The following is a 21,967-nucleotide window of genomic DNA, read 5'->3' as shown; positions in this document are numbered from 1 at the left end:
AAAAATCAATTTTCAAAGTCGCGACTATGCTTTTCTCAATCTTTATTAGGCTGATTTGCGTGAGTTCACTCGTCCTTGAATCACCGCTTTGATATTATTTTTTGCATAATTAAAGAAAACCTTGAGTGGAGAAAGCTTAGGATTTGGCTTCTTCCCTTCACCAATTGCTTTAAACTGAGCGGCATACCACAGGATTTCCATGATCGCCATTTTATCAACAAAAGGAATACCCGTTTTGATCTGCTCTACTGCATATCGAACGTCCTGACCTGCAATCAAGTTGTTGCTGACTTCAGGTTCTACCGCAAGAGGACGTGCAATCCCAATAAATTCACACGCACCACTGTCTAAAGCCGCATTCATACCTTGTGCTGTACGGAAACCACCTGTCACCATAAGATGACATTTGACTTCTTTACGAATTTTTTCTGCAAAATCTAAGAAATATGCTTCACGTGCAATCGTACTTTGCTTACGTTTATCCGCTTTTGCGCCTGCCATTGCTGGTGCTTCATAGGTACCACCAGAAATTTCGATCAAATCGATCCCTGCTGTATCAATGGCTTTAAATACTTGAACCACTTCTTCTTCTGTGATTCCACCACGCTGGAAATCTGCAGAGTTCAGTTTGACTGAAATAATAAAGTTTTCTGAGGTTTTAGCACGCACTGCAGCATAAATTTCTAATAAGAAACGCATACGGTTTTCAATCGAACCACCCCATTGATCTTGACGTTTATTGGTCAATGGTGAAAGAAATTGACTGATTAAATAACCATGTGCACCATGTAATTGTACACCTTCAAAACCTGCTTTTTCACAGATCCGCGCAGCTTCAGCAAATCGTTGAATGATATCTAAAATTTCTGCTTCATTAAGTGCACGTGGTGTACCAAATGTCGTTGCCAACATTGGACTAAAAGGCACTGCTGAAGGTGCCACTGTTTCTTTATTGAGTCCTTTTGGACATTGGCGACCTGGATGTGATAACTGAATCAATTGTACCATCCCGTGCTTTTTACCCACATTTGCCCATTCAGTCAATTTGGCAAGATCACGCTCAGTTTCAACTACAACAACACCCGGCTCATTCTTGGCACGGAAATCCACCATTACATTCCCCGTAATGGCACAACCCAAGCCGCCTTTCCCCCAAGCATCATATAAACCTAAATGCAATTGGTTCGGTTGCCCTGCATGATTGGCCAATGCTTCACTCATTGCACCTTTAATGATTCGGTTTTTAAATCGCGTGTTTTTTATTTCTAATGCTTGTGCAAGATGGCTCATGGTCAAATCTCTTTAGTGATTAGAGCTTTTACTCTAATTTAAATTTACAATAGTTCAAGCGTAAATCTGACAATGCATTTTGTCAACTTTGTTAATGTGAATATTTTTTAAACCAAACCATCTATACAGCGTTAATACTGACTCGCTGCAATTAATCGCTTGGTATAGTCATTTAAAGGTTTATCAAATAAGGCTTGAGTGTCTTGAAACTCGATAACTTTAGCATCTTTTAATACCAAAACTTTCTGACAAAGTGCTTTTACAACCTGTAAATCATGACTAATAAACAAATAACTCATTTGATAATCCTGTTGCAACTGGCGCAGTAATTTTACAATCGCACGTTGTGTGGTTCGATCAAGAGCTGAGGTTGGTTCATCGAGAATCAGTAATTTAGGGCGTAATACCACTGCACGGGCTAAAGCCACACGTTGCCGTTGACCGCCAGACAATTCATGCGGATAACGCTGTTTAACTGTTATCGGGAGCTCTACTTTGTCTAAAATTTCATTGATACGAATCAACATTTCAGCTTCTTTTAGATGTTGTAACGCCAAGCCCTCTCGAATAATCTGGTCGACAGTCATGCGTGGATTTAAACTGCTTAACGGATCTTGGAATACAATTTGAAAATTGGATCGAAGCGGACGTAATTTACGCTGACTCAATCTGTTCAAGTCTTGATTGAGTAGAAAAACATTGCCCGAGCACTGTATCAGTCGTGCGATTGCCAGCGCCAAAGAGGTTTTACCTGAACCGCTTTCTCCGACAATGCCGATGGACTCAGCGCGATCTAAACGTAAATTGAGCGGTTGAACGGCAACAAAATAATCTTTAACTCGATTAAATATGCCCTTTCTTATTGGAAATTTCACCCCAACACGATGTAGAGATAAAACTAAATTACGTTTATGCGGTAAAGCATTGGCTTCACCAAAATCATGATCCAATAAATATTGGGTATAGCTGGCTTTAGGGTTTTGAAAAATATTTCGAACTGTGCCTTTTTCTTCAACCTGCCCCTGATTCATCACAATCACCTGATTGGCATATTTACGTACCAAATTCAAATCATGACTAACCAAAATCATGGCCATTTTATGGTTTAGAATAAGCAGTTGTAATAAGTTTAAAACTTGCGATTGTAATGTGACATCTAAGGCTGTTGTCGGCTCATCTGCGATAATAATTTCAGGCTTTTGTGCCAAAACCGATGCAATCAAAACACGTTGTCGCTGACCACCCGATAACTCATGTGGATAACGATTCAACTTATCCTCAGGTTCATCCATTCCGACATCACACAATAAGTCATAGACACGTTTTCTAACTTTTTCCTTGGACATCCCGTCTAGAAGTAAAGTCTCACCAATAATCCGCTCAACCTTGTGTAGCGGGTTGAGTGCAGTCATCGGTTCTTGAAAAATCATGGCAATTTTTTTACCACGGATCGCCAACTGCGCATTTTGATTAAGAGACAATAGGTTTTGCTCATCATATAACGCTTGTCCAGTCACAGTTAAATTTTCAGGAAGTAAGCCAAGTAAGGCTAAACCACTGATTGATTTGCCTGAACCACTCTCCCCGACAATCGCAACAGTTTCCCCGACATGTAGGTCAAAGTTAAGATTATTGACCAGCACCTCTTTACGCTGATTTTCAATATGCAGATGTTGGACAGACAACAACAAAGATGGATCATTTTTGACGTCTTGGATCGAATGCATCGCGTGTCGCCTCCCCAATATAAATCAATAAAGATAGCACCAAGGCCAAAGTAAAAAATCCTGACAAAGCCAGCCACGGCGCATTTAAATTATTTTTACCTTGTAATAACAATTCACCGAGGGAGGCTGCATCTGGTGGTAGCCCATAACCTAAAAAATCCAATGCAGTAAGTGCGGTGATATTTGCAGTCAGCATAAATGGAAGTTGAGATAAACTTGAACTGATCACATTGGGCAAGATATGTCGGAACATAATCACCAAATCACTCACTCCTAAGGCACGTGCTGCTTGAACATAATCTAAATGACGGGCGCGAAGAAATTCTGCACGCACTATACCGACCAACTCTGTCCAGCCAAAAATCAACATAATCAGAAATAGCCAATAAACACTCGGGGTAAATATACTGACCAAGATGATCACCATAAATAAAGTCGGCAAACCACCCCAAACTTCAAGCAGACGTTGCCCAATTAAATCTACCCATCCGCCATAATAGCCCTGTATCGCCCCAACAATAATTCCAATAAATGCAGCAAATAGTGTCAATGCCAAACCAAACAACAGTGATATGCGTAGACCATAAAGAATACGGGTAAATACATCACGCCCTTGATCATCTGTACCTAACCAGTTTTGTGCAGTGGGTGGCGAAGGAACAGGAACGGCTAAATCCAAATTGGGGGTTTGGTAGGAGTAACGGACCAGCGGCCAAATCGACCAACCTTTTTCATCAATCAACTGCTGAACCACCGGATCACGATAATCAGCTTCTGTTTCAAAGACCCCACCAAAATGTGTTTCAGGATAAGCCTTTAAAACTGGCATGTAATAATGCTGATCGTATTTGACCAATAAGGGCTTATCATTGGCAATAAATTCGGCAGAAATTGAAAGGATAAATAAAACGATAAATACGATGAAACAGACAAAACCCAAGCGATTTTTCTTAAATTTCTGTATTCGTGCTTGCATGATCAGTGACATTATTTTGCACCTCTCGATTCAAAATCAATTCGCGGATCAATCACACGATAAACCACATCACAGATCAAACGTAAAATCAGCCCAAATAAGGTCAGAAAGAACAAAGCGCCAAAAATCACTGGATAATCACGTTGTTGTACGGCTTCAAAACCCAGCAAGCCTAAGCCATCCAAGTTAAAAATAATTTCAATCAGCAGATTTCCAACAAAGAACACCCCAACCAATACTTCAGGCAAACCGGCAACAATCACCAACAATGCATTGCGAAATACGTGTTTATATAACACGTCATTTTCAGTTAAGCCTTTTGCTCGTGCTGCAAGCACATACTGCTTATTGAGCTCTTCCATAAATGAATATTTAGTCAGATAGGTTAAACTTGCAAATCCGCCCAACACCATGGCGAGCAAAGGTAAAGCCATGTGCCAAAAATAATCTGCTATTTTTTCAAATAAATTGAGACTGTGAAAGTTGTCTGAAACAAAGCCTTGTAATGGAAACCATTGTAAATAAGAACCGCCAGCAAAAAATACGATCAACAATATTGCAAATACAAAAGCGGGAACGGCATAGCCCACAGCCAAAAGTAATGAGGTTGATTTATCAAAAAATAAGCCATGCTGCTTGGCTTTTTTAATCCCTAAAGGAATTGAGATTAAATAAATTAAAAAAGTGCTCCACGCACCCAAGGAAATGGTAACTGGCATTTTTTCCCATAACAGCTCAGTCACCGGCTTATCTTTAAAAAAACTTGTACCAAAATCTAAAGCTAAATAGTTTTTTAACATCAACCAGAATCGTTCATGTGCAGGTCGATCAAAGCCATACTGCTGTTTGATTTTATCGACCATATCTTCGCTTAAGCCCTGTGCACCACGATACTCATGGTTATTTACCGAAGATGATAGCCCCCCAGCAGTCATGTTGACTCCTTGGAAGTTTTCCGCTTGTTGAATGGCTTGTTCAACAGGCCCACCAGGTGCAATTTGAACCACAACAAAATTGATCAAGAGAACAAAGAACAATGTCGGGATGATCAGTAACAGCCTTTTGAGTATATATGTGCCCATTGAAACGATGTTCCTTATGACCTCATGAGGGTAGATATGTCAATTTAAACATCACTCACGTTGAGCCACTGATGTTTTAACCATGAAGATTTAAAATTATGCTTTTAAAATGCTCGATTTTTTAAATATTGCTCTACTTTTTTCGCTTGATCTGCATCTACCCACCAATATTCTAAACCGAGGGATAATTTTGGTTTAACTTTGGGTTGCTGATACATATTCCAATAAGCATACCAGTTTTTATCATTGCCATAAGTCAGAATTTGATAATAGCCTGCACGTAATACCCGATCCAGTGCTCGGGTACGAAGCACCAATTGTTCACGGTTCGGTGCGTAAATAATCTGTTGAATCAGCTGATCGACCACTGGACTTTTAACACCTGCATAATTGTAATTGCCCACTTCATCGGCAGCTTTACTGCCCCACATCTGTGCCTGTTCAGCACCTGGTGTTAATGATTGCGGCATATCGATAGCGGTCATCTGAAAATCTAAACGGCGCATACGCTCTGTATATTGTGGTAAATCGACTTGACGAATATTTGCCTGAATCCCAAGTTTTTTTAAATTACGAATATATGGCAACAAAGTCCGTAGCGCGCCATCTTGATGAATCAGAAATTCAATTTGAATGGGGCGACCTTGTCTATCCACCAATAGTCCATTGTGAAAACGATAACCCGCCTTTAATAACATCGAACGTGCAATCAATAAATTCTGTCGGTTAAAACCACTGGCATCTGAAACTGGATATTTCCAATCTGCCAATACACCTTGGCGTTGTAATGCGGGCAATTGCTTTAAATAAGGCGTTAAAATTTCAAGTTCTTTCGCGCTTGGCTTTCCAGTCGCAGCAAGCTCACTGTTTTGAAAGTGGCTTTGCAAGCGAATATTTTGACCATATAACAATGCTTTGTTGATCCATTCAAAATCATAAGCATAGGTTAATGCTTGGCGAAAATTGAGATCATTGAATGGCGCCTTTCGGGTATTAAAAACCAAACTTTGCGTGAGTGCTGGTGTTTCAATCTTAGAAATATACTTTTTCACCAAACCTTGTTTTACCGCAGGAAAATTATATTCGGTGACCCAATTACGGGCATTTTTTTCTTGATAAAAGCGATATTGTCCAGATTTAAACCCTTCAAAGGCGATTTCAGGGCTTCGATAATAAACATATTTCATGTGATCAAAGTTATAACGACCACGATTGATGGCTAAGTCCTTTGCCCAATAATTTGGATTGCGCTTGTAGCTAATACTGCGCCCAGAATCAATACGCTCAATCAGATAAGGCCCCGATCCTAAAATCGGTTGCAAGGTCACTTTGCTATAGTCTTTATTTTTCCAATCTGCTTTTGAATAAATCGCAATTTTTGCCAAAATAAAGGGCATGTCTGCATTGTGGTCTGATTTAAATGTCATTTTCACTTGGTATTTAGACAATACCTCAGTCTTGGCTAAATCAGACAAATACATTTGAAAGCCTAGATTGGCTTTGCTTTGAATGGTATCAAAACTAAATTTGACATCCTCAGCCGTGACGGGTGAACCATCACTAAAACGGGCTTTAGGATTTAAATGGAAAATAACAAATTTGGTTTTAACAGGATCATAAGTGACTTTTTCAGCGAGAAGCGGATATAACACACCCGGCTCATCCAGTGAGCTATCCATTAAGCTATCAAATAGATAATTAATCCCTTCAGTTGAACTGCCTTTGCCATTCATACTGTTGAGATTATCAAAGGTGCCTATACTCGCTGTACTGATATAGCCGCCTTTGGGTGCATTGCTATTAGCATAAGGCATCGCCTGAGCTTTGTCATACTGTGGAGCATTATGTACAGCAATATATGCTGTTGTCTGTAGAGCAGCATCAACATTTAAGCTTGCAACACATAATCCCAATGCCAGCCCGATCGGGCTGACACATGCAAAACTTAGGCGCATTCCCCTATTTTCCTTTATTCAAAAAAGTTTTTGAAATGTTAAGCTTTAAACGTCGCTCCAATAAAATGGCGCTTAAAGATTCGGAACTTTAATAATGCTGCCAATGCGTAATGATGCGTTTGGTTTTAATTCATTCATCTCAGCAAGTGCACTGGTATCAATCCCAAACTTGCTGGCTAAACGAATCAGTGAATCACCGCTTTTCACTTTGTATTCAGTCACTGTTTTAGGAATACGAATAGATTGCCCACGTTGTAAACCCGCACGTGGGCTCAGATCATTCAATTCAGCCAGTTCTTGAACTGACATGCCAACACGATTTGCAATCGCATTTAACGACTCACCAGACTTCACCGCATAGCTTTCAGTATTCTTACTCGAAGCTTTAGCTGTTGCTTTCGCAGTCGCCTTTAGGTCTTCTTTTTCTTTAGATAGCGTGGATTTACTGGGTAATTCCCCATCAAGCTTTAAGCGTTGTCCAATATCCAAAGCCTGATTACGCGACAAACCATTTAATTCACTTAAATAAGACAATTGCAGTTTATATTTTTTTGCAACGCTTGCCAGTGTTTCACCTGATTTGACCACATGGATATCTTTGCTAGCGCCTTCTGATTTCGCCTCATTTCTCGCTTGTACTTTTTCTTTACTGCTGGTTTCAGGCGTGCCAGTCAACTTCAATTTCTGCCCAACAAACAAACCAGATGTGCTCTTTAAACCATTTAAATCGGCTATTTGGTTAACTTGCAAATTATATTTATTTGCCAGCGCAATCAGACTATCACCAGATTGCACAGTATAGGTTTCTGGTGTTGTTGTTCCAGCAGGGATCTTAATGATTTGACCCACTAGCAAGTTTTTAGATGTCGAAATTTTGTTTAACTCGGCTAATTCTGCCAAGCTTAATTTAGACTGAACCGCAATACTGGATAAACTGTCGCCACTTTGAACTTTATAGTTCTCAGTTTTATAGTTTGTTTCAGCTTTCACATTCTTAAACTTACTTTGATCAATCACTTTAGAGTCAAGTTTAGCTTCTGGCTCATTGACTTCATTGAGTGGCACATTGATCTTTTGCCCCACAAATAAGCTACCTGAAGTATCTAGCCCTGGAGTCAAATCAGCGAGTTCATGTACAGATAAAGCATAACGATCGGCAATTACTTTAAGATATTCGCCACGTTTAACTGCATAAGCCTTGGTCTTGATTTTTGCAACAGGCTTAGAGGTATCTGCACGAACCACTGCTTTATTGATTTCAGATAATTTATCATCTGAAGCATCTTTAAGCTTTAATTTCTGACCGACAAATAAATTACTGTTGGTATTCAGATTATTATAATTTGCCAATTGTGAAACAGATAAATCAAACTGATTTGCCACACTGGTTAAACTGTCATTTGGTTTAACCACATAGTTGGCTGGAGCTGAATCCGTGCTTTTGCGAGAAACCACAGGGGTATCAATTTGTGGTTTGGCATCATATAAATACAAAGTCGCGCCAACAAATAAAGTTCCGTTTGGATCAACTTGGTTCCATTTGGCAATATCGCGCCAATTTACGCCATTCTTTAAAGCAATCGTTGCTAAAGTATCCCCTGCCAAAACAGTATAAGTACTGCGTTTACCTCTTGGTGGTTCAACCACAACTTCAGTTTCGGTTTTCTTAAAGTTCTTATCTTGATTCAGTTTGGCTTCTTCCGAGTTTGCAGGTGTGGTATCTGCTAAACCTTTAGGATATGAAAATCCAACCGTATTTTCTTTACCTTGAACCTCAGCAACAGATTGACTGGTTTGAATTGCAGTCAGCTTAATTTTACCATCATACGGGTCAAGCACTTCTGTCCCTTGTGGTGCAATCGCCTTAATCTCTTTAACCACTTCTTCTTTTTCAGCTTGGGTGGCTTGAGGTTCTAAAACTTGTTTAACCGTTTCCTTTTCACCTTCAGCTTTTACTGCGGCAAGAATTTGTGCTTTTTCACGTGCAGAAATTGGCGGCTCTGCAGCAACAGGTTTCACATTGGCTGCATTGGTCACAGCAACAGGAATACGTGGCGCACTTGGAATATCAGCATTAGCAGCAAATTGCGCTAATGCATCCGAGCCTTGTGGTGTATTTTTGAGCGTACTCAATGAACCTGTGGTTGTCGTGGTGGTTTTTGCTGTTGTTAAAGCAGGTGGCGTCGCTTTACTTGGAGTAATCGATTGAGTCACTGTCGAGGTGACCGCTGTAGGCGTTAAAGTCCGTGTAGCTGTGGTTGGCGCAGTATTGCTTGCCCATAAACCGCTATCAGAACCCGGTTTTAACGCTCTTAGTTTTGCATCGACGGTTGGACTAAGATCCGCAGGAATCAAAATACGTAAGGTACTCGATGGATCAACAAATTCACCACGATGACCAGGGTTTAAAGCATATAATTCAGCACGACTTAAATTGGTAATTGAAGCAATTTGATTGAGTTGTACGCCCGGTGGAACTGCAACTTCTCTAAAGTGCGGACGATTGGCAATCGGCGGTAAACTCACCCCATATTTAGATGGGCTTTTAATAATCTGCGCCACGGCTAAAAAGCGTGGTACATAGTTCATGGTTTCTTGCGGTAAACGCAATGACCAATAGTCTGTTGGTAAGCCCGCAGCTTGGTTACGGTTAATCGCTTGCTGAATACGCCCTGGACCTGCGTTATAGGCAGCCAAAGCCAACTCCCAAGAACCGAATTGATTATATAAACTGCCTAAAAATTCATAAGCGGCACGTGTTGATTCAACCACATCACGACGCCCGTCGTATAAACTGGTTTGTCTTAAACCATAGATTTTCCCTGTACTTGGGATAAATTGCCACATCCCTGCTGCAGCGGCACTACTGGTTGCTGCTGGGTCATAAGAACTTTCAATAATCGGCAACAGTGCTAATTCAGTAGGTAAACCACGGCGTTCAGCTTCTTTCACGGTATGGTAAAGATAACGTGATGCACGGGCACTTAGACGGTCAATATAAGGTTGGCGTGAAACAAACCAGCTCCGTTGCGCATCAATACGAGGATCCCAATGGTTTTCATCCATTTTAAAACCAACTGACATCCGCTTCCATACGTCACCATGTTTTAAAATCAGTAGGCGATCGCCCTCTACCGCGCGTATATCAGTTGCAGAAAGTAGATCTTCTAGAGAATCCAGACTGCTGGCATCTAACATGCCTGCTGACTTTGATGTTTGAACTTTTGATGTTGTCGACGTCGAAGAACACCCTGCAGTCAACCCTAATGCTGCGAATGCAGATGTTAATAAGGATAATTTAAAGAAAACAGTCGCAGTAGGTTGCCACACCATTGTGGTAGGTTTAAACATAAGAGTTCCGAACAACATTTAGTAAATTATTTTATCATTGCCATTTTAGTAGAGCTAAACGCGCTTACAAGGCAAATTTTGAATGCGAATTGCATACAAATGTTACAAGAAATTAAAAAAATCTCAGTTCATGCGTAGAAAACGCCGATTTGCGTATACAATAAATTCTTAAACCACGATGTTCAACTCTTAATTCACTTTCATTGGTTATTACTATGTCACAAACAATCACACTTTATGTCGACGGTGCTTGTAAAGGCAACCCAGGTCCTGGTGGCTGGGGCGCTTATATCATCACTGAAACAGAAGAACATAAGTTGTGTGGTGGTGAACTGGATACAACCAATAATCGCATGGAACTTACCGCAGCCATTGAAGGGATCGCATTTTGCCCAACCGAAGCAAAATTAGTGCTTTGGACCGATTCCAACTATGTAAAACGTGGTATTACCGAATGGATTGAGGGTTGGAAAAAGAAAAACTGGAAAGATGTAAAAAACCCAGATCTTTGGAAAAAACTCGATCAAACCTGCCAAGGTCGCGAAATTGAATGGAACTGGATTAAAGGCCATGCTGGACATGCAGGCAATGAAATGGCAGATCAATTGGCGAATTTAGGTACACAGCAAATACTCGACGCAAAAAAAAACACCACTGCGCCAACCAAACTGACTGAATCCTTGGCAGTGGCTGATGATAAAAAAAAACATGAAAAAGACTGGCTGCTTGACGATCCCTTTGGATTTGACCTGATTGAATCAGAAGAAATGATAGAATCGGAAATTAGCCCTCAGCAGGATGTTATGCCAGCTCATGAAATTGAGATGGAACAACCATCTAACCAAGATATCAATGAAAATGATGAGCCAGCAATGAGCCAACCCGCAATGCGAGATATTCATCCACAAATTGTGATTACACCTGCGACGGTCCAGTTACATGGTCCTAAACAGTTTATTCTGGATACCGAGACCACCGGTTTCTATTATCAGGACAGTGACCGAATTGTTGAAGTTGGCGCAATTGAAATGGTCAATCGTAAACTGACTGGCAGTTCGATTCATATCTATATTAATCCAGAAAAACCAGTTGGCGACTCAGAAGCCATCCATGGTATTACCGATGAGTTTTTAAAAGATAAGCCAAAATATAGCGAAATTGCGCAAGTTTTATTTGACTACTTAAAAGGCAGTGAAATTATTGCGCATAATGCAAGCTTCGATATGAACTTCTTAGATATGGAGTTCAAGCGCAGTGGTCTACAGGCACTCTCAGAAGTATGTGAAGTGACTGATACCTTGGCGATGGCGAAAAGCAAACATCCCGGACAAAAGAACTCTTTGGATGCCTTAGTTCGCCGTTATGAAATTCCGCAACGAGATCGTACTTTCCATGGTGCCTTACTCGATGCTGAAATTTTATCTGACGTTTATCTCGCCATGACAGGCGGCCAAGTATCCTTTGACATGGATGCTCTTTCTGCACATACTGATCAGGCGCAAAGAAATACAACTCGGAAAAAAATTGAAATCAATGCCCCAATCATTTTGCCTTCAGATGAAGAATTAGAAGCACATGAGAACTGGGTCAAACAATTTCAAGAAAAACATGGGGAAGCCTGCATTTTTGCAAAATAAAATTTGAAATTGATGGCTATTTTTTCTGTAAAGATGGTCTTCTTCGGCTATATTAAAACTTAGAAAATTAGCCTCATTTTGAGGCTATGAAATAAAACATTCAGATACCCAGGATAGGTGCAGATCAATGTCTTACCAAACCTCTATACATTTTGATCCGACAGCATTACTTATTATTAAAAAAGAAGTCGATAATTCAATTTTACAGGTAGAATCTGCTGTCAGTAGTTTAGTTGAAGACCAAACTTTACCCTTCGGTATTGATGATGCTTTGCTTCAATTTGAACAATGTGTAAATGTGCTGATGCTCATCGATATGCCGCATGTTGCTAAAATTGCGCAACTCTCAGCGGCGGTGATGCGTAAAGTGATGCAAAACCCACATGAGATCAATACTCAAGAAGTGATTGCTTTGAGTGAAGGCACCACCATGCTCAAACGCTATATTGAGTTTATTTGCCTTCGTGAAGTCAGAGCGCCACAATTTTTGCATGACACTTTAAATCGCTTAGAACTTTCTTTAGGTCTAGAGCTAACACCAGAAGGTCAAGCAATTATTCCACTGCTCGACTGTGTAACACCGAATTTTAACTTGCCGCAATCACCTGAGTTAGAGCATTCAGTATATGTTCATAAGCTGTATAAATTGTGCTTACACAAGCTGCTCAAACAGCAAGAAACAGATTTAGATTTACAGGGTATCAAACTGGTTGGGTCTTATTTGGCAAATGCAGCCAAAGGCCAAGCAAGTGAGCAATATTGGGCTTTGGTTTCAGTTGCTTTAAATCACATTGAAAACATCATTCTCAATGATACACGCCTCAGAACGCTAATCAGTATTGAAACCAATATGTCTTTATTCTTTAAAGATCTAAGCGGATTCAATCCATCTTTATTAGATACAGCCAATATTTTGAGTATTTGTATCAGCCAAGAAGATGAAATATCACAACACATCCGCGAACAGATTAATGTTGGCGAAGATATTCTGACTGACACTCAACTACAAATATTTAGCCGCCATTTATATGGCCCTGACTTTGAAACCATTCATAGTGTGAGCCAATTAATTACGGACGAAATGTCGCAAATCCGTAATGATATTGAGTTTAACTACAAAAATATGAGTGATGAAAAAACCCAAGAATTGAAAAGCAAACTGACCGATCTTGCGCATGTATTTAAAGTCTTGAATCTTAATGAAGCCTATAGCGGACTGAAACAACAGGCTGACCTACTGTCTCAAGACAACATGCTCAAAGATGAAAATTATGCGCAACAGTTGATGAACAGTATTTTATCCGCGATGAATTCGATTGGTATCTTAGAGCGTAATTACACATCGAGTCGTTTACAGTTAAAAGTGAATAACTTGCAGATTTCATTAGATCGTCTAGATGAAGCACATGCAGCATTATTGACTGAGACCAAAGCGCTGGTCGATTTAAGCTCACAAACATTGGTGCAATATTTACAAGATCCTCCAAGCACAAGTTTAGACCAACTTCCATCACAATTAAGTGAAATTGGTGGTGCACTGTTGTTCCTTGCGGCAAAAGATGGTCAAAAAGCATTGTTGCTCTCTGCGGAGTTTATTCAAACGGGTCTTAACAAAGAGCACGTGTTTAACCTTGCACAAGTCAATAAACTGCTTGATGTTTTAGCCAGTGCAGACATGATGATTGAAAATCTACAAAACAAACAACCTGTTTTACAAGCCATGTTTGATGTAGCATTAACAAGTAGTCAAAATTTAAAATCGGTAGCCTAATGTCAGAATTATCACTTGCATATATCTTTCACCATCAACAACTTTTAGTGGATGAAAATTTACAACTGCCTAAAGTTGAAAAGTTAGCAAGTGATATCAGTTTTAACTCGGGTGATCAGATTATTGCCCGAGATCTATTTATTGAAGATCAAATTCCAGAGGGATATCAACTGATCCCGATTCGTCAATTGATTTCACAATGGACCAAATCTGAATTTGAACAAGCCAGTCGTGCTGTACAATTGCTAGAGTGGCGAAGAAACCATAAGTTTTGTAGCCACTGTGGACACGAAACCGAAGTTCATCCCACTGAATATGCCATGGTCTGCCCTAGCTGTCGTTATCATCAATACCCGCGTGTACAACCGTGTATTATCACCGTGATTACTCGTGGTGATAACGAAATTCTACTGGCAAAAAATGCCAAGAATAAAAGCAAGATGTATGGCCTTATTGCGGGTTTTGTTGAGGTCGGTGAAACACTAGAGGAAGCGGTCAAAAGAGAAACGTTGGAAGAAGTTGGCCTACATGTCAAAAATGTCCAATATTTATCCAGCCAACCTTGGCCTTTTCCAAGTAATCTTATGCTGGCCTTTAAGGCTGAATATGAATCTGGTGAAATCGTCTTGCAAGAAGAAGAAATTAGTGAAGCTCAGTTCTTTAAGTTTGACCAGCTACCCGAAACGCCTTTTAGTGGCAGTATCGCCCATGCCATGATTGAACATGTGATTCACAATAGACCAATGCATAAAGACTGATCTTGATTGAGACATGTTCAAATCAAAAATGCCTAGCGATTGCTAGGCATTTTTCATTGCTTCATTTAAAACCTTAATAATTTCAGGTCGGGTTTTATAGAATCGACTAAACAAACTTGAAACACTGCCCATAATTGAAATATGACCAGTTTTAGGAATCGTGTAAATTTCACAATGATTGCCTTGTTCAAGTAATTGCTGTTTAAAATCTAAAGAGTTTTTAGCTTTAACGATCTGATCATTTTCTGCCAAGAACAAATAATGCTTTACCTCATTTTTTTCAACAAAATAATACGGCATTACCTGTTGATAAGGGATACTTTGATCAAAGGCATTTTCGGCTAAAGCATCGCCTTTATAATCAAAATGATAAGGTCCAGCGATTCCAATCAAAGCTTTAATATTTTGTTTGATGGTCAGTTGGTAGTGCTTAGGATGATAAAGCAAAGACGCAATATTAAATGCGCCTGCTGAATGCCCCATCAAGGCAATTTTATCCATTGAAATACCGAAACGTGCTTGTTGTTGCTCCAAATAATTCAATGCAACAGCAAGATCATCAATATAACTTGGAAATTTATGCTCAGGTGCCAAATGATAGTTCAGCACTGCCACGTTATAGCCAAAACGGCTAAACGCCTCGCCTACAAATTTATAAGCACTTTTATCGCCATGACTCCATGCTCCACCATGAACAAAAAGAATCAGCGCATTTTGTTGCTTTTTATTAGAAATATATAAATCTAAACGTTGTCTCGCCTTTAAGCCATAGGCAATATTATGCTGAATGGAATAGCCCTTTTTAGGGGTCAAGCCATTAATGGTAATACTGCCTAAATCGTATAAACGAAAATCTTGATAGTGCGATTTAAATTGAGATTTTAGGTGTTCAAACTGCTTTCCAAATCTAACTTTTAAAACTTTTAACCTATTGTTGAATAACATTATTATTTGGCTCTGTAGCATTAGGATCAATCGCAACAGGTGTCTGTACATCAGGTTGTTGTTGTACATTATTTACCACAGGTGCTGTGAAAGATGAAGTTTGGACTGAATTATTCGCTTGTTCGATGTTATCAATCAAGGTCACAATTTTAGTCACATTTCCAACTTTTTGTAAAACATCATTTAAATCTGCAATTTCAGCATTGTTTAAACGACCTAAAACATACAACACGCCGTCTTCTGTATGAATCAAGACTTTATTGTCTGAAACCACAGGCGCTTTCATCACTAAACCACGAGTATTCACAGTAACTGATGCATCTTGCATGATGGTGCTATAACCGATTTGATTGCCTACAGTCAGGTAATTATGGACTGCTTTTACATCGCTCATTGCTCGTAGATTATCTTCTGCCAACTGTTTTAAATGTGCATCTGGCACTTGCCCTGTCAGTAACACATTGCTATGAAAACTATTAATATTGACACGAGATTGCTTAAATCGAGCATCCAACTTATACAAGTTGATTTTCGCAGTTCGCTCAATAGAAGAATCAATAAACACTTGTCCTAAAGATCGAACACCACTATCTGTTCCCACTGGTGAAGAACCAGTACCACCTGAGATAAAACTCGCGCAACCAGACAAACTTGCTACACACATCATGGTGATGACAATACGTTTTAACACTCAGCAAGACTCCTATTAATTTCAGCCTGCTAAACAACCCATTTAAACGTCGTTAACATGCTGGAAAATATATTTATTTTTGAAATAACCGTACATAAATTTCAGTCACAGATTAATCAAGTCTGCATCTAAAGTAAATGCATTTTCAATCCAAGATTGATCATAAGAGATTTTACTGAGGTCTTGCTGTACGTTTTTTGCAATTTTATGATGTAAATCAAAACCAATCACATCGAAACGGCAATAATATTGTTCATATTGTGGATGTTCTTGTAAAAACTTAAACGCCGTTTTAATCATTTTTTGTTGTTTTGATTGATTTACCGTTTCAAAAGCATGCCCCATCTGTGTTGGAGTTCTTGCTTTCACTTCAACAAAAATTAACTCTTGTTTAGACTGCGCAATAATATCTATTTCACCAAAGCGCGAGAAATAATTCAATTTTAAGATCTCGTAGCCATGTTGAAGCAGTAATTTCACTGCTTCTTGCTCCGCCCATTGTCCTAAATTATTTTTTGCCATGAGAAACCTGTCATCACAAAGGCACTAAATTATTTTTTGAGCGTTCAAAGCATTGCGGAATACGCTCAACACGATTGCCATCAATTTTAATTTTTCCAGTGCGCCCATTAAAGGTTAAGCTTTTTACATTCGGATCCAAAACAAATTGCTCAGCAATATGCCAAGCATCTCCACCAAAGGCATATAAACGCTGATACGGCAACGAGGTCGGTTTATCTTTATAAGCTTTGACCACATCATCCCATTCGGCGATGTATAAGGCTGGAACATCACAGAATTTCATCCCTTTAGGCAAGGCCTTTTTTTCATCAACAGCAATGGCTTGGGTATAAATTTTTTTCTTCTGTAATTTAGGAAAACTAGTCAACCATTGGTTTGAACCTAACAATAAAATACCCTCTCGATCCGAAATCGACTTTGGCATATGCTCTACAGGATCAACTTCCCCCATATAATTGGCAAATAATGCATTTAAAAAGTTAATAGATTCTGCTTCTGTGCCTTTTTCACGCACCACATAGAGTTTGCTGACTTTATCATGCTGGATATAGTCAAGCAGTGCCAAAGCATCGTCATTTTTAGAAAGGCTATACTGCCAAACACTTTTATAGCTTGGATAAACTTCATTAAGTGCCAATACAGGTACTTTAGGCTTTAAATTAATTAAAGCCTCAACATCAGGACGAGCCAAAGGCCCAATAATCATTTTAGTCTTTTTATTGACATGCTGCTTTAACAGCGCTTTGATGGTCTTTTGATCTGAATCGACAAATTTTAAGGGTATTTCATTCTTTGAGGCCTGCGCGGCACTTAATATTCCTTGTTTAATACTCAAACCCGCTCGCGACATAGGGCCTGTTTCAGGTAATATAACCAGAATTTCTGCGTGAACTTGGATTGTAAATCCAACCATTCCCAACACAACCACTCTTTTAATACTGTTCAACACTAACTTATTCTTCATGGAGACCTTTATGAGTGCTCAATTATTCGTCGTAGCGACCCCAATTGGGCACTTAGATGATATGACTTTTCGTTCTATTGAAGTTTTAAAGTCTGTTTCTGTTATTGCGGCAGAAGATACACGTCAATCTGCTCAATTATTAAAGCACTATAATATCTCAACTCCGCTCACAGCGTGTCATGATCACAATGAAAGTAACAAAATTGATATACTTATTGAAAAATTAAAAAGTGGTCAGAATATTGCATTGGTCAGTGATGCTGGTACACCATTGATTAGTGACCCAGGTTTTAAATTGGTCCGTGCTGCTCAGGAGAATGGTATTCGCGTCATTCCTGTACCGGGTGCATGTGCTGCTATTGCTGCGCTAAGTGCGGTGGGTTTACCCAGTGATCGTTTTAGCTTTGAAGGCTTTTTATCGTCAAAACAATCGCAACGATTGATTCAATTAGAAAAATTAAAACATGAATCACAAACCATGATTATCTATGAAGCGCCTCATCGTATTTTAGACAGTGTCAAAGATATGGCTGATGTTTTTGGTGCAGATCGACCTGTGGGTTTTGCACGTGAAATTACCAAAACATTTGAAACGATTAAAAAGATGACTTTGGGCGAGTTGGTCACATTTATTGAAAATGATCGCAACCAGCAAAAAGGTGAAATTGTTTTAGTTATTGGTGGTGCACCAGATGCCAAAGATCAAGATGTGGAACAAGAGAAGTTAGATCAACTTTTAAATCGCTTATTACAAGATTTATCAGTCAAAGCGGCATCACAACTTGCTGCGGATCTAACCGGCATCAAAAAGAAAATCGCCTATCAACGTGCTTTAGAGCTGACTAATCAACAATAATTTTATTTTTTGAGTTGAGAAATGTATATATAAGCATTTCTCAATCTGCTTTTCTACAAGCGACTGGTTGTTCTAGTCACTTTCACCACTAAACCTTAATCTCTATACGATAAATTTTAATCCTACACTGATCAATCTGGCACGTATAAGCGCTGACACAGAAAAACAAATAATCAAAAGTACAACATTACTGAACTGATGATTTAATCAGGCATACACTTAAAGCAACCAGCAAGGATCCATAAAAATAAAATAGTTCATTAAAAGTTCAAGTAAAAAGTCACAAACACTAAAACTTTTTAAGATTGAGATTTAAACATCTAAAAATAGACAGCATTCCAACCAAATTTAAAAAAGCACCTTTCGGTGCTTTTAAAATCAATCTTTAGCAGATTCATCTGGTGGAACTTCGGTAATTCTCCCACCACGCGCTAAAAATGCAGCGACTTCATCTTCCAACGCTTCACGCTGTCTTTTTTTCGCTGTCACAGTGAGTGTTTCAGCTTCAGCCAAATCTGTATCTGAAACTGTAGAATCACTTGCCGCAGCGCCTTTTTCAGCCGCTTTAGCTTCATCATCGTCTACTGCATGATCTTCTGAATTATCATCATAATCATTTGTATCTGTCATCTTTAACTCCCCATCAATGACGTCAATGTACCATCCGAAAAATGGTGATGTTTTACAGAGAAATGTATCAAGCTCTTCGCCATTCGACTAGTATCTAGATACACAAAATCGTGTTTTTTTTCATCAAATTCGTAATGTTGTTTAAATGATTGGTTAAAAAATATCAGAAATCCAATTAAATGGCATATTGCGTGCTTTTTAAAGTTGCCAGCCCATTGGCTTGTGCTATAAATTGATCTTTTAAAAATGGCATATTTTCAACTTGTTTTAAGCCAAAGTTACGCGCCCAAACCAATGGAAATATTTCCGCAGTTTCTACAAAACCAATCATCGACATGCTATGCATCATGGCATCATTTTGCCCTTTGCGTTGGTGTTCATAACGCTTTAAGGTTTGTTCATGTGCCCATACGCCACGCTGTTTATCTTTAAGTAATACATCACACAGAATAGCAGCATCTAAACACCCGATATTTACGCCTTGCCCAGCTAAAGGATGAATTACATGCGCTGCATCACCAATCAAGGCCAGCCCATCTTTTACATAACGTTGTGCCGCACGCGCCTTGAGTGGAAATTGAGCCCGTGGTGTCGCTTCAACGATCTTACCCAACATATGATGACTTTCACGTGTCAGTAATTCACAAAAATCAGCATCATCTAAGCGCGCATATTCTTCTGCATAATCATCAGGTAAGGTCCAAACGATTGAAATCCAGTGTTCAGCTTGTTCTGGCTTTAAACTCGCCATCGGTAAAAATGCCAATGGGCCTGTCGGATGGAAAATCTGACGAGCCACATATTGGTGTGGTTGTGTGGTACGAATCGCACAGGTCAAGCCTGCCTGTTGATAATCTAAAACATCAAGATCGATAAATGCTTGATCACGAACAAATGAATTTGCACCATCTGCACCAATCACTAACTTGGTTTTTAGCTCAGTCCCATCTGCAAGTTTAATGATCCAATAACCTACCCCCTGCTCTACTCGCACAACTTTAACTTGAGTACGATAATCTTGCAATTGCTCCAACATTTCCTGTTGGATGGCAAGGTTTAATAAACTTGGTTCAACCATTGAACCTAAGCTTTGCTCAGCTGTAGGAAAGTTTTCTGAGGCTTGCCCAAAATTAATTTCGCCATAGCCATTTTTATTCCAGACTTGCATGCCTGTATAGGGCATTTGGCGAGCGATTTTTTCCCATACATTCACCGTTTTTAACAAGTGAATCGTGGCTTGGCTCAAGGCTAAAACCCGCGGATTAGCAACAGCTAAAGTCTTTTCAGCATCTAAAATAGGGGCTGCATCTAAAACAGTGGCTTGCACACCACCTTTTGCTAGAAGTAATGCGGTTAAGCCACCCACCAGACCACCACCAACAATCACCACATCTAACATATCTTGCTGTGTCATGCTTTTAATCCCATCGCATAATTGGCAACCAAAGGTTTAATCCCCGGAATCACATCAAAAGCCACCAAGCCAGTATTACGCAATAATTTCAAGACTGGATTTTGATTACTAAATCCACGCACTACAGAATCACAAAATTTAATCACACGCTGCTGATCAGTTAAGCGAGATTGTTCATAGGCCTTTAACATCTCAGGTTGACCAATATCATCAGATTGCGCAATTTGCGTTGTGATATAACGCATCAGCACATCTGCATCACGCATACACAAGTTAAAACCTTGCCCAGCAACAGGATGAATGGTATGTGCAGCATTGCCCATCAAAATTACCCGACCCACCGCTTGTTTTTCAGCAAGTACTTGTGCCAATGGGAAGCTAAAACGTTTGCCTGTTTTTTGGAATTTTCCTGCACGATCACCATAAGTTTGCTGTAAAGCATCGAGGAAATGTTGGTCATTTTCATCACCTAACCATTCATCTTCTGTGCCTTTTTTTACCGGCCAAACCACTGAACGACGACATTCCCCCGGCAATGGGAGCAATGCCAATGGCCCTAAATGGCTAAAGCGTTCAAAGCCCACTTGATGATGTGGTTTAGAGGTTTGTACTGTTGTGACAATTGCCACCTGATCATAATCATGCACATCCACCCCAACACCTAAAGCTTGGCGACAGAAAGAATCACGACCATCCGCAGCAATCAACAATTTGGCTTTAAGTGAATGGGTATATTCTTCACCACGATTGGCTTCAACATATACATAGTCACCCTCTTGTTTTAGTGAAGTGACTTGTACACCGTCAATCAATTCAATTAAAGCTTGCTGGCGAACTTGAGTCAGTAGTACACGGCCTAGCCATGCATTTTCAATCACTTGCCCAAAACTTTCGACTTTTTCTTGATCTGCGACTAAGCGTGCTTTACCAAAACTGCCTTGTTCAGTGATATGTACTTCGAGAATAGGAGTCGCATGTTCTTGTAAGGCATCCCAAAGACCAAGTTTTTGATAAATTTGTACGGTACGACGTGATAGTGCGGTATTTCGTGCATCAAAACTGGAATGATAAGGTGCAAGATTGGCATCATCATAATTTGGATATTTCACAGCCTCTAAAAGCTTTACCGCAATATTGGCTTTTGCCAACATTAGAGCCAAGCTCAGCCCAACCATTCCACCGCCGACGATGATGACTTCTTGTTGCATGCTTTTATCCTTTCTATATGTGATTCAGCGTACTGAATACTTATAATCTTGATTGATTTCATATTACATCAAGCAAAGTCATTTTTATATTGAAATAGGAAATTGTTGGCTGTATTTGTACTGAATCAATACGCTATTTTTAACATAAGTATGAAAAATGAGAATTTCAGTCAAAGAATTAAGAGTGTTA

At 39.5% G+C, this 21,967-nt stretch carries 17 protein-coding genes; 4 read left to right on the top strand and 13 right to left on the bottom strand.

What is annotated here, in order from left to right; translation table 11 throughout:
* Window positions 1–45 precede the first annotated feature (45 nt).
* The 6 genes from AS4_RS06275 to AS4_RS06250 all read right to left on the bottom strand — a co-directional run bounded on the left by AS4_RS06275 (window position 46) and on the right by AS4_RS06250 (window position 10,381).
* On the bottom strand, window positions 46–1,290 hold the full coding sequence (locus AS4_RS06275) for an NADH:flavin oxidoreductase/NADH oxidase family protein (protein ID WP_034614284.1): 1,245 nt from the start codon (window positions 1,288–1,290) through the stop codon (window positions 46–48).
* Window positions 1,291–1,421: 131 nt separating this feature from the next.
* Window positions 1,422–3,017 carry a dipeptide ABC transporter ATP-binding protein gene (locus tag AS4_RS06270; RefSeq protein ID WP_096733572.1) on the bottom strand — a complete coding sequence of 532 codons (1,596 nt, stop codon included), beginning with the start codon at window positions 3,015–3,017 and terminating at the stop codon, window positions 1,422–1,424.
* The gene (locus AS4_RS06265; protein ID WP_096733571.1) at window positions 2,989–4,005 is read right to left on the bottom strand and encodes an ABC transporter permease; all 1,017 of its coding nucleotides are present in this window, start codon (window positions 4,003–4,005) and stop codon (window positions 2,989–2,991) included. The genes AS4_RS06270 and AS4_RS06265 overlap by 29 nt, the downstream gene beginning before the upstream one ends.
* Entirely contained in the window at window positions 4,005–5,075 is a 1,071-nt protein-coding gene (locus AS4_RS06260) for a microcin C ABC transporter permease YejB (protein ID WP_004722041.1), read from the bottom strand. The genes AS4_RS06265 and AS4_RS06260 overlap by 1 nt, the downstream gene beginning before the upstream one ends.
* Before the next feature lie 104 nt (window positions 5,076–5,179).
* Complete coding sequence (locus tag AS4_RS06255) at window positions 5,180–7,030, bottom strand: extracellular solute-binding protein (protein WP_096733570.1); 1,851 nt, start codon at window positions 7,028–7,030, stop codon at window positions 5,180–5,182.
* Between the two features lie 72 nt (window positions 7,031–7,102).
* Entirely contained in the window at window positions 7,103–10,381 is a 3,279-nt protein-coding gene (locus tag AS4_RS06250; protein WP_096733569.1) for a LysM peptidoglycan-binding domain-containing protein, read from the bottom strand.
* Window positions 10,382–10,596: 215 nt separating this feature from the next.
* Between AS4_RS06250 and dnaQ the strand changes: the two genes are divergently transcribed.
* The 3 genes from dnaQ to nudC all read left to right on the top strand — a co-directional run bounded on the left by dnaQ (window position 10,597) and on the right by nudC (window position 14,547).
* The gene (gene dnaQ / locus AS4_RS06245; RefSeq protein ID WP_096733568.1) at window positions 10,597–12,018 is read left to right on the top strand and encodes a DNA polymerase III subunit epsilon; all 1,422 of its coding nucleotides are present in this window, start codon (window positions 10,597–10,599) and stop codon (window positions 12,016–12,018) included.
* A 127-nt stretch (window positions 12,019–12,145) separates the two neighbouring features.
* The gene (locus AS4_RS06240; protein WP_096733567.1) at window positions 12,146–13,789 is read left to right on the top strand and encodes a chemotaxis protein; all 1,644 of its coding nucleotides are present in this window, start codon (window positions 12,146–12,148) and stop codon (window positions 13,787–13,789) included.
* The gene (gene nudC / locus AS4_RS06235; protein ID WP_004819980.1) at window positions 13,789–14,547 is read left to right on the top strand and encodes an NAD(+) diphosphatase; all 759 of its coding nucleotides are present in this window, start codon (window positions 13,789–13,791) and stop codon (window positions 14,545–14,547) included. Before AS4_RS06240 ends, nudC begins: the two co-directional genes overlap by 1 nt.
* 42 nt (window positions 14,548–14,589) lie before the next feature.
* Here the strand turns inward: nudC and AS4_RS06230 are convergent, their stop codons facing one another.
* From AS4_RS06230 to AS4_RS06215, 4 genes are all read right to left on the bottom strand, one after another.
* Window positions 14,590–15,492, bottom strand: coding sequence for an alpha/beta hydrolase (locus AS4_RS06230; RefSeq protein ID WP_096733566.1), 903 nt, complete (start codon window positions 15,490–15,492; stop codon window positions 14,590–14,592).
* Window positions 15,476–16,183 (bottom strand): BON domain-containing protein, encoded by a 708-nt coding sequence (locus AS4_RS06225; RefSeq protein WP_004819975.1) that lies wholly within the window; start codon window positions 16,181–16,183, stop codon window positions 15,476–15,478. The genes AS4_RS06230 and AS4_RS06225 overlap by 17 nt, the downstream gene beginning before the upstream one ends.
* 105 nt (window positions 16,184–16,288) lie before the next feature.
* Entirely contained in the window at window positions 16,289–16,705 is a 417-nt protein-coding gene (locus tag AS4_RS06220) for a YraN family protein (RefSeq protein ID WP_096733565.1), read from the bottom strand.
* A 13-nt stretch (window positions 16,706–16,718) separates the two neighbouring features.
* Window positions 16,719–17,669 carry a penicillin-binding protein activator gene (locus tag AS4_RS06215; RefSeq protein ID WP_096733564.1) on the bottom strand — a complete coding sequence of 317 codons (951 nt, stop codon included), beginning with the start codon at window positions 17,667–17,669 and terminating at the stop codon, window positions 16,719–16,721.
* A gap of 10 nt (window positions 17,670–17,679) precedes the next feature.
* On the opposite strand from AS4_RS06215, the gene rsmI reads away from it, so the two are divergent.
* Entirely contained in the window at window positions 17,680–18,525 is an 846-nt protein-coding gene (gene rsmI / locus AS4_RS06210) for a 16S rRNA (cytidine(1402)-2'-O)-methyltransferase (protein ID WP_004819970.1), read from the top strand.
* A 378-nt stretch (window positions 18,526–18,903) separates the two neighbouring features.
* On the opposite strand, the gene AS4_RS06205 is transcribed toward rsmI, so the two are convergent.
* The 3 genes from AS4_RS06205 to ubiH all read right to left on the bottom strand — a co-directional run bounded on the left by AS4_RS06205 (window position 18,904) and on the right by ubiH (window position 21,777).
* Complete coding sequence (locus tag AS4_RS06205) at window positions 18,904–19,155, bottom strand: hypothetical protein (protein ID WP_004722066.1); 252 nt, start codon at window positions 19,153–19,155, stop codon at window positions 18,904–18,906.
* 175 nt (window positions 19,156–19,330) lie between these two features.
* Window positions 19,331–20,569 (bottom strand): FAD-dependent monooxygenase, encoded by a 1,239-nt coding sequence (locus AS4_RS06200; protein ID WP_096733563.1) that lies wholly within the window; start codon window positions 20,567–20,569, stop codon window positions 19,331–19,333.
* Window positions 20,566–21,777 carry a 2-octaprenyl-6-methoxyphenyl hydroxylase gene (ubiH, locus tag AS4_RS06195; protein WP_034614245.1) on the bottom strand — a complete coding sequence of 404 codons (1,212 nt, stop codon included), beginning with the start codon at window positions 21,775–21,777 and terminating at the stop codon, window positions 20,566–20,568. The genes AS4_RS06200 and ubiH overlap by 4 nt, the downstream gene beginning before the upstream one ends.
* Between the last annotated feature and the right edge of the window lie 190 nt (window positions 21,778–21,967).

Origin of the sequence: Acinetobacter guillouiae, assembly GCF_002370525.2 — a bacterium.
In the GTDB taxonomy this organism is placed as follows: domain Bacteria; phylum Pseudomonadota; class Gammaproteobacteria; order Pseudomonadales; family Moraxellaceae; genus Acinetobacter; species Acinetobacter guillouiae.
This window is presented reverse-complemented; position numbering and strand designations above follow the sequence as displayed.

What these genes read in the sequence shown, in the direction of transcription:
- AS4_RS06275 (WP_034614284.1), bottom strand. Translation starts at nt 1,290, where the DNA reads ATGAGCCATCTTGCACAAGCATTAGAAATAAAAAACACGCGATTTAAA.
- AS4_RS06255 (WP_096733570.1), bottom strand. Translation starts at nt 7,030, where the DNA reads ATGCGCCTAAGTTTTGCATGTGTCAGCCCGATCGGGCTGGCATTGGGA.
- AS4_RS06270 (WP_096733572.1), bottom strand. Translation starts at nt 3,017, where the DNA reads ATGCATTCGATCCAAGACGTCAAAAATGATCCATCTTTGTTGTTGTCT.
- AS4_RS06265 (WP_096733571.1), bottom strand. Translation starts at nt 4,005, where the DNA reads ATGTCACTGATCATGCAAGCACGAATACAGAAATTTAAGAAAAATCGC.
- dnaQ (WP_096733568.1), top strand. Translation starts at nt 10,597, where the DNA reads ATGTCACAAACAATCACACTTTATGTCGACGGTGCTTGTAAAGGCAAC.
- rsmI (WP_004819970.1), top strand. Translation starts at nt 17,680, where the DNA reads ATGAGTGCTCAATTATTCGTCGTAGCGACCCCAATTGGGCACTTAGAT.
- AS4_RS06240 (WP_096733567.1), top strand. Translation starts at nt 12,146, where the DNA reads ATGTCTTACCAAACCTCTATACATTTTGATCCGACAGCATTACTTATT.
- AS4_RS06230 (WP_096733566.1), bottom strand. Translation starts at nt 15,492, where the DNA reads ATGTTATTCAACAATAGGTTAAAAGTTTTAAAAGTTAGATTTGGAAAG.
- AS4_RS06260 (WP_004722041.1), bottom strand. Translation starts at nt 5,075, where the DNA reads ATGGGCACATATATACTCAAAAGGCTGTTACTGATCATCCCGACATTG.
- nudC (WP_004819980.1), top strand. Translation starts at nt 13,789, where the DNA reads ATGTCAGAATTATCACTTGCATATATCTTTCACCATCAACAACTTTTA.
- AS4_RS06205 (WP_004722066.1), bottom strand. Translation starts at nt 19,155, where the DNA reads ATGACAGATACAAATGATTATGATGATAATTCAGAAGATCATGCAGTA.
- AS4_RS06220 (WP_096733565.1), bottom strand. Translation starts at nt 16,705, where the DNA reads ATGGCAAAAAATAATTTAGGACAATGGGCGGAGCAAGAAGCAGTGAAA.
- AS4_RS06215 (WP_096733564.1), bottom strand. Translation starts at nt 17,669, where the DNA reads ATGAAGAATAAGTTAGTGTTGAACAGTATTAAAAGAGTGGTTGTGTTG.
- ubiH (WP_034614245.1), bottom strand. Translation starts at nt 21,777, where the DNA reads ATGCAACAAGAAGTCATCATCGTCGGCGGTGGAATGGTTGGGCTGAGC.
- AS4_RS06250 (WP_096733569.1), bottom strand. Translation starts at nt 10,381, where the DNA reads ATGTTTAAACCTACCACAATGGTGTGGCAACCTACTGCGACTGTTTTC.
- AS4_RS06200 (WP_096733563.1), bottom strand. Translation starts at nt 20,569, where the DNA reads ATGACACAGCAAGATATGTTAGATGTGGTGATTGTTGGTGGTGGTCTG.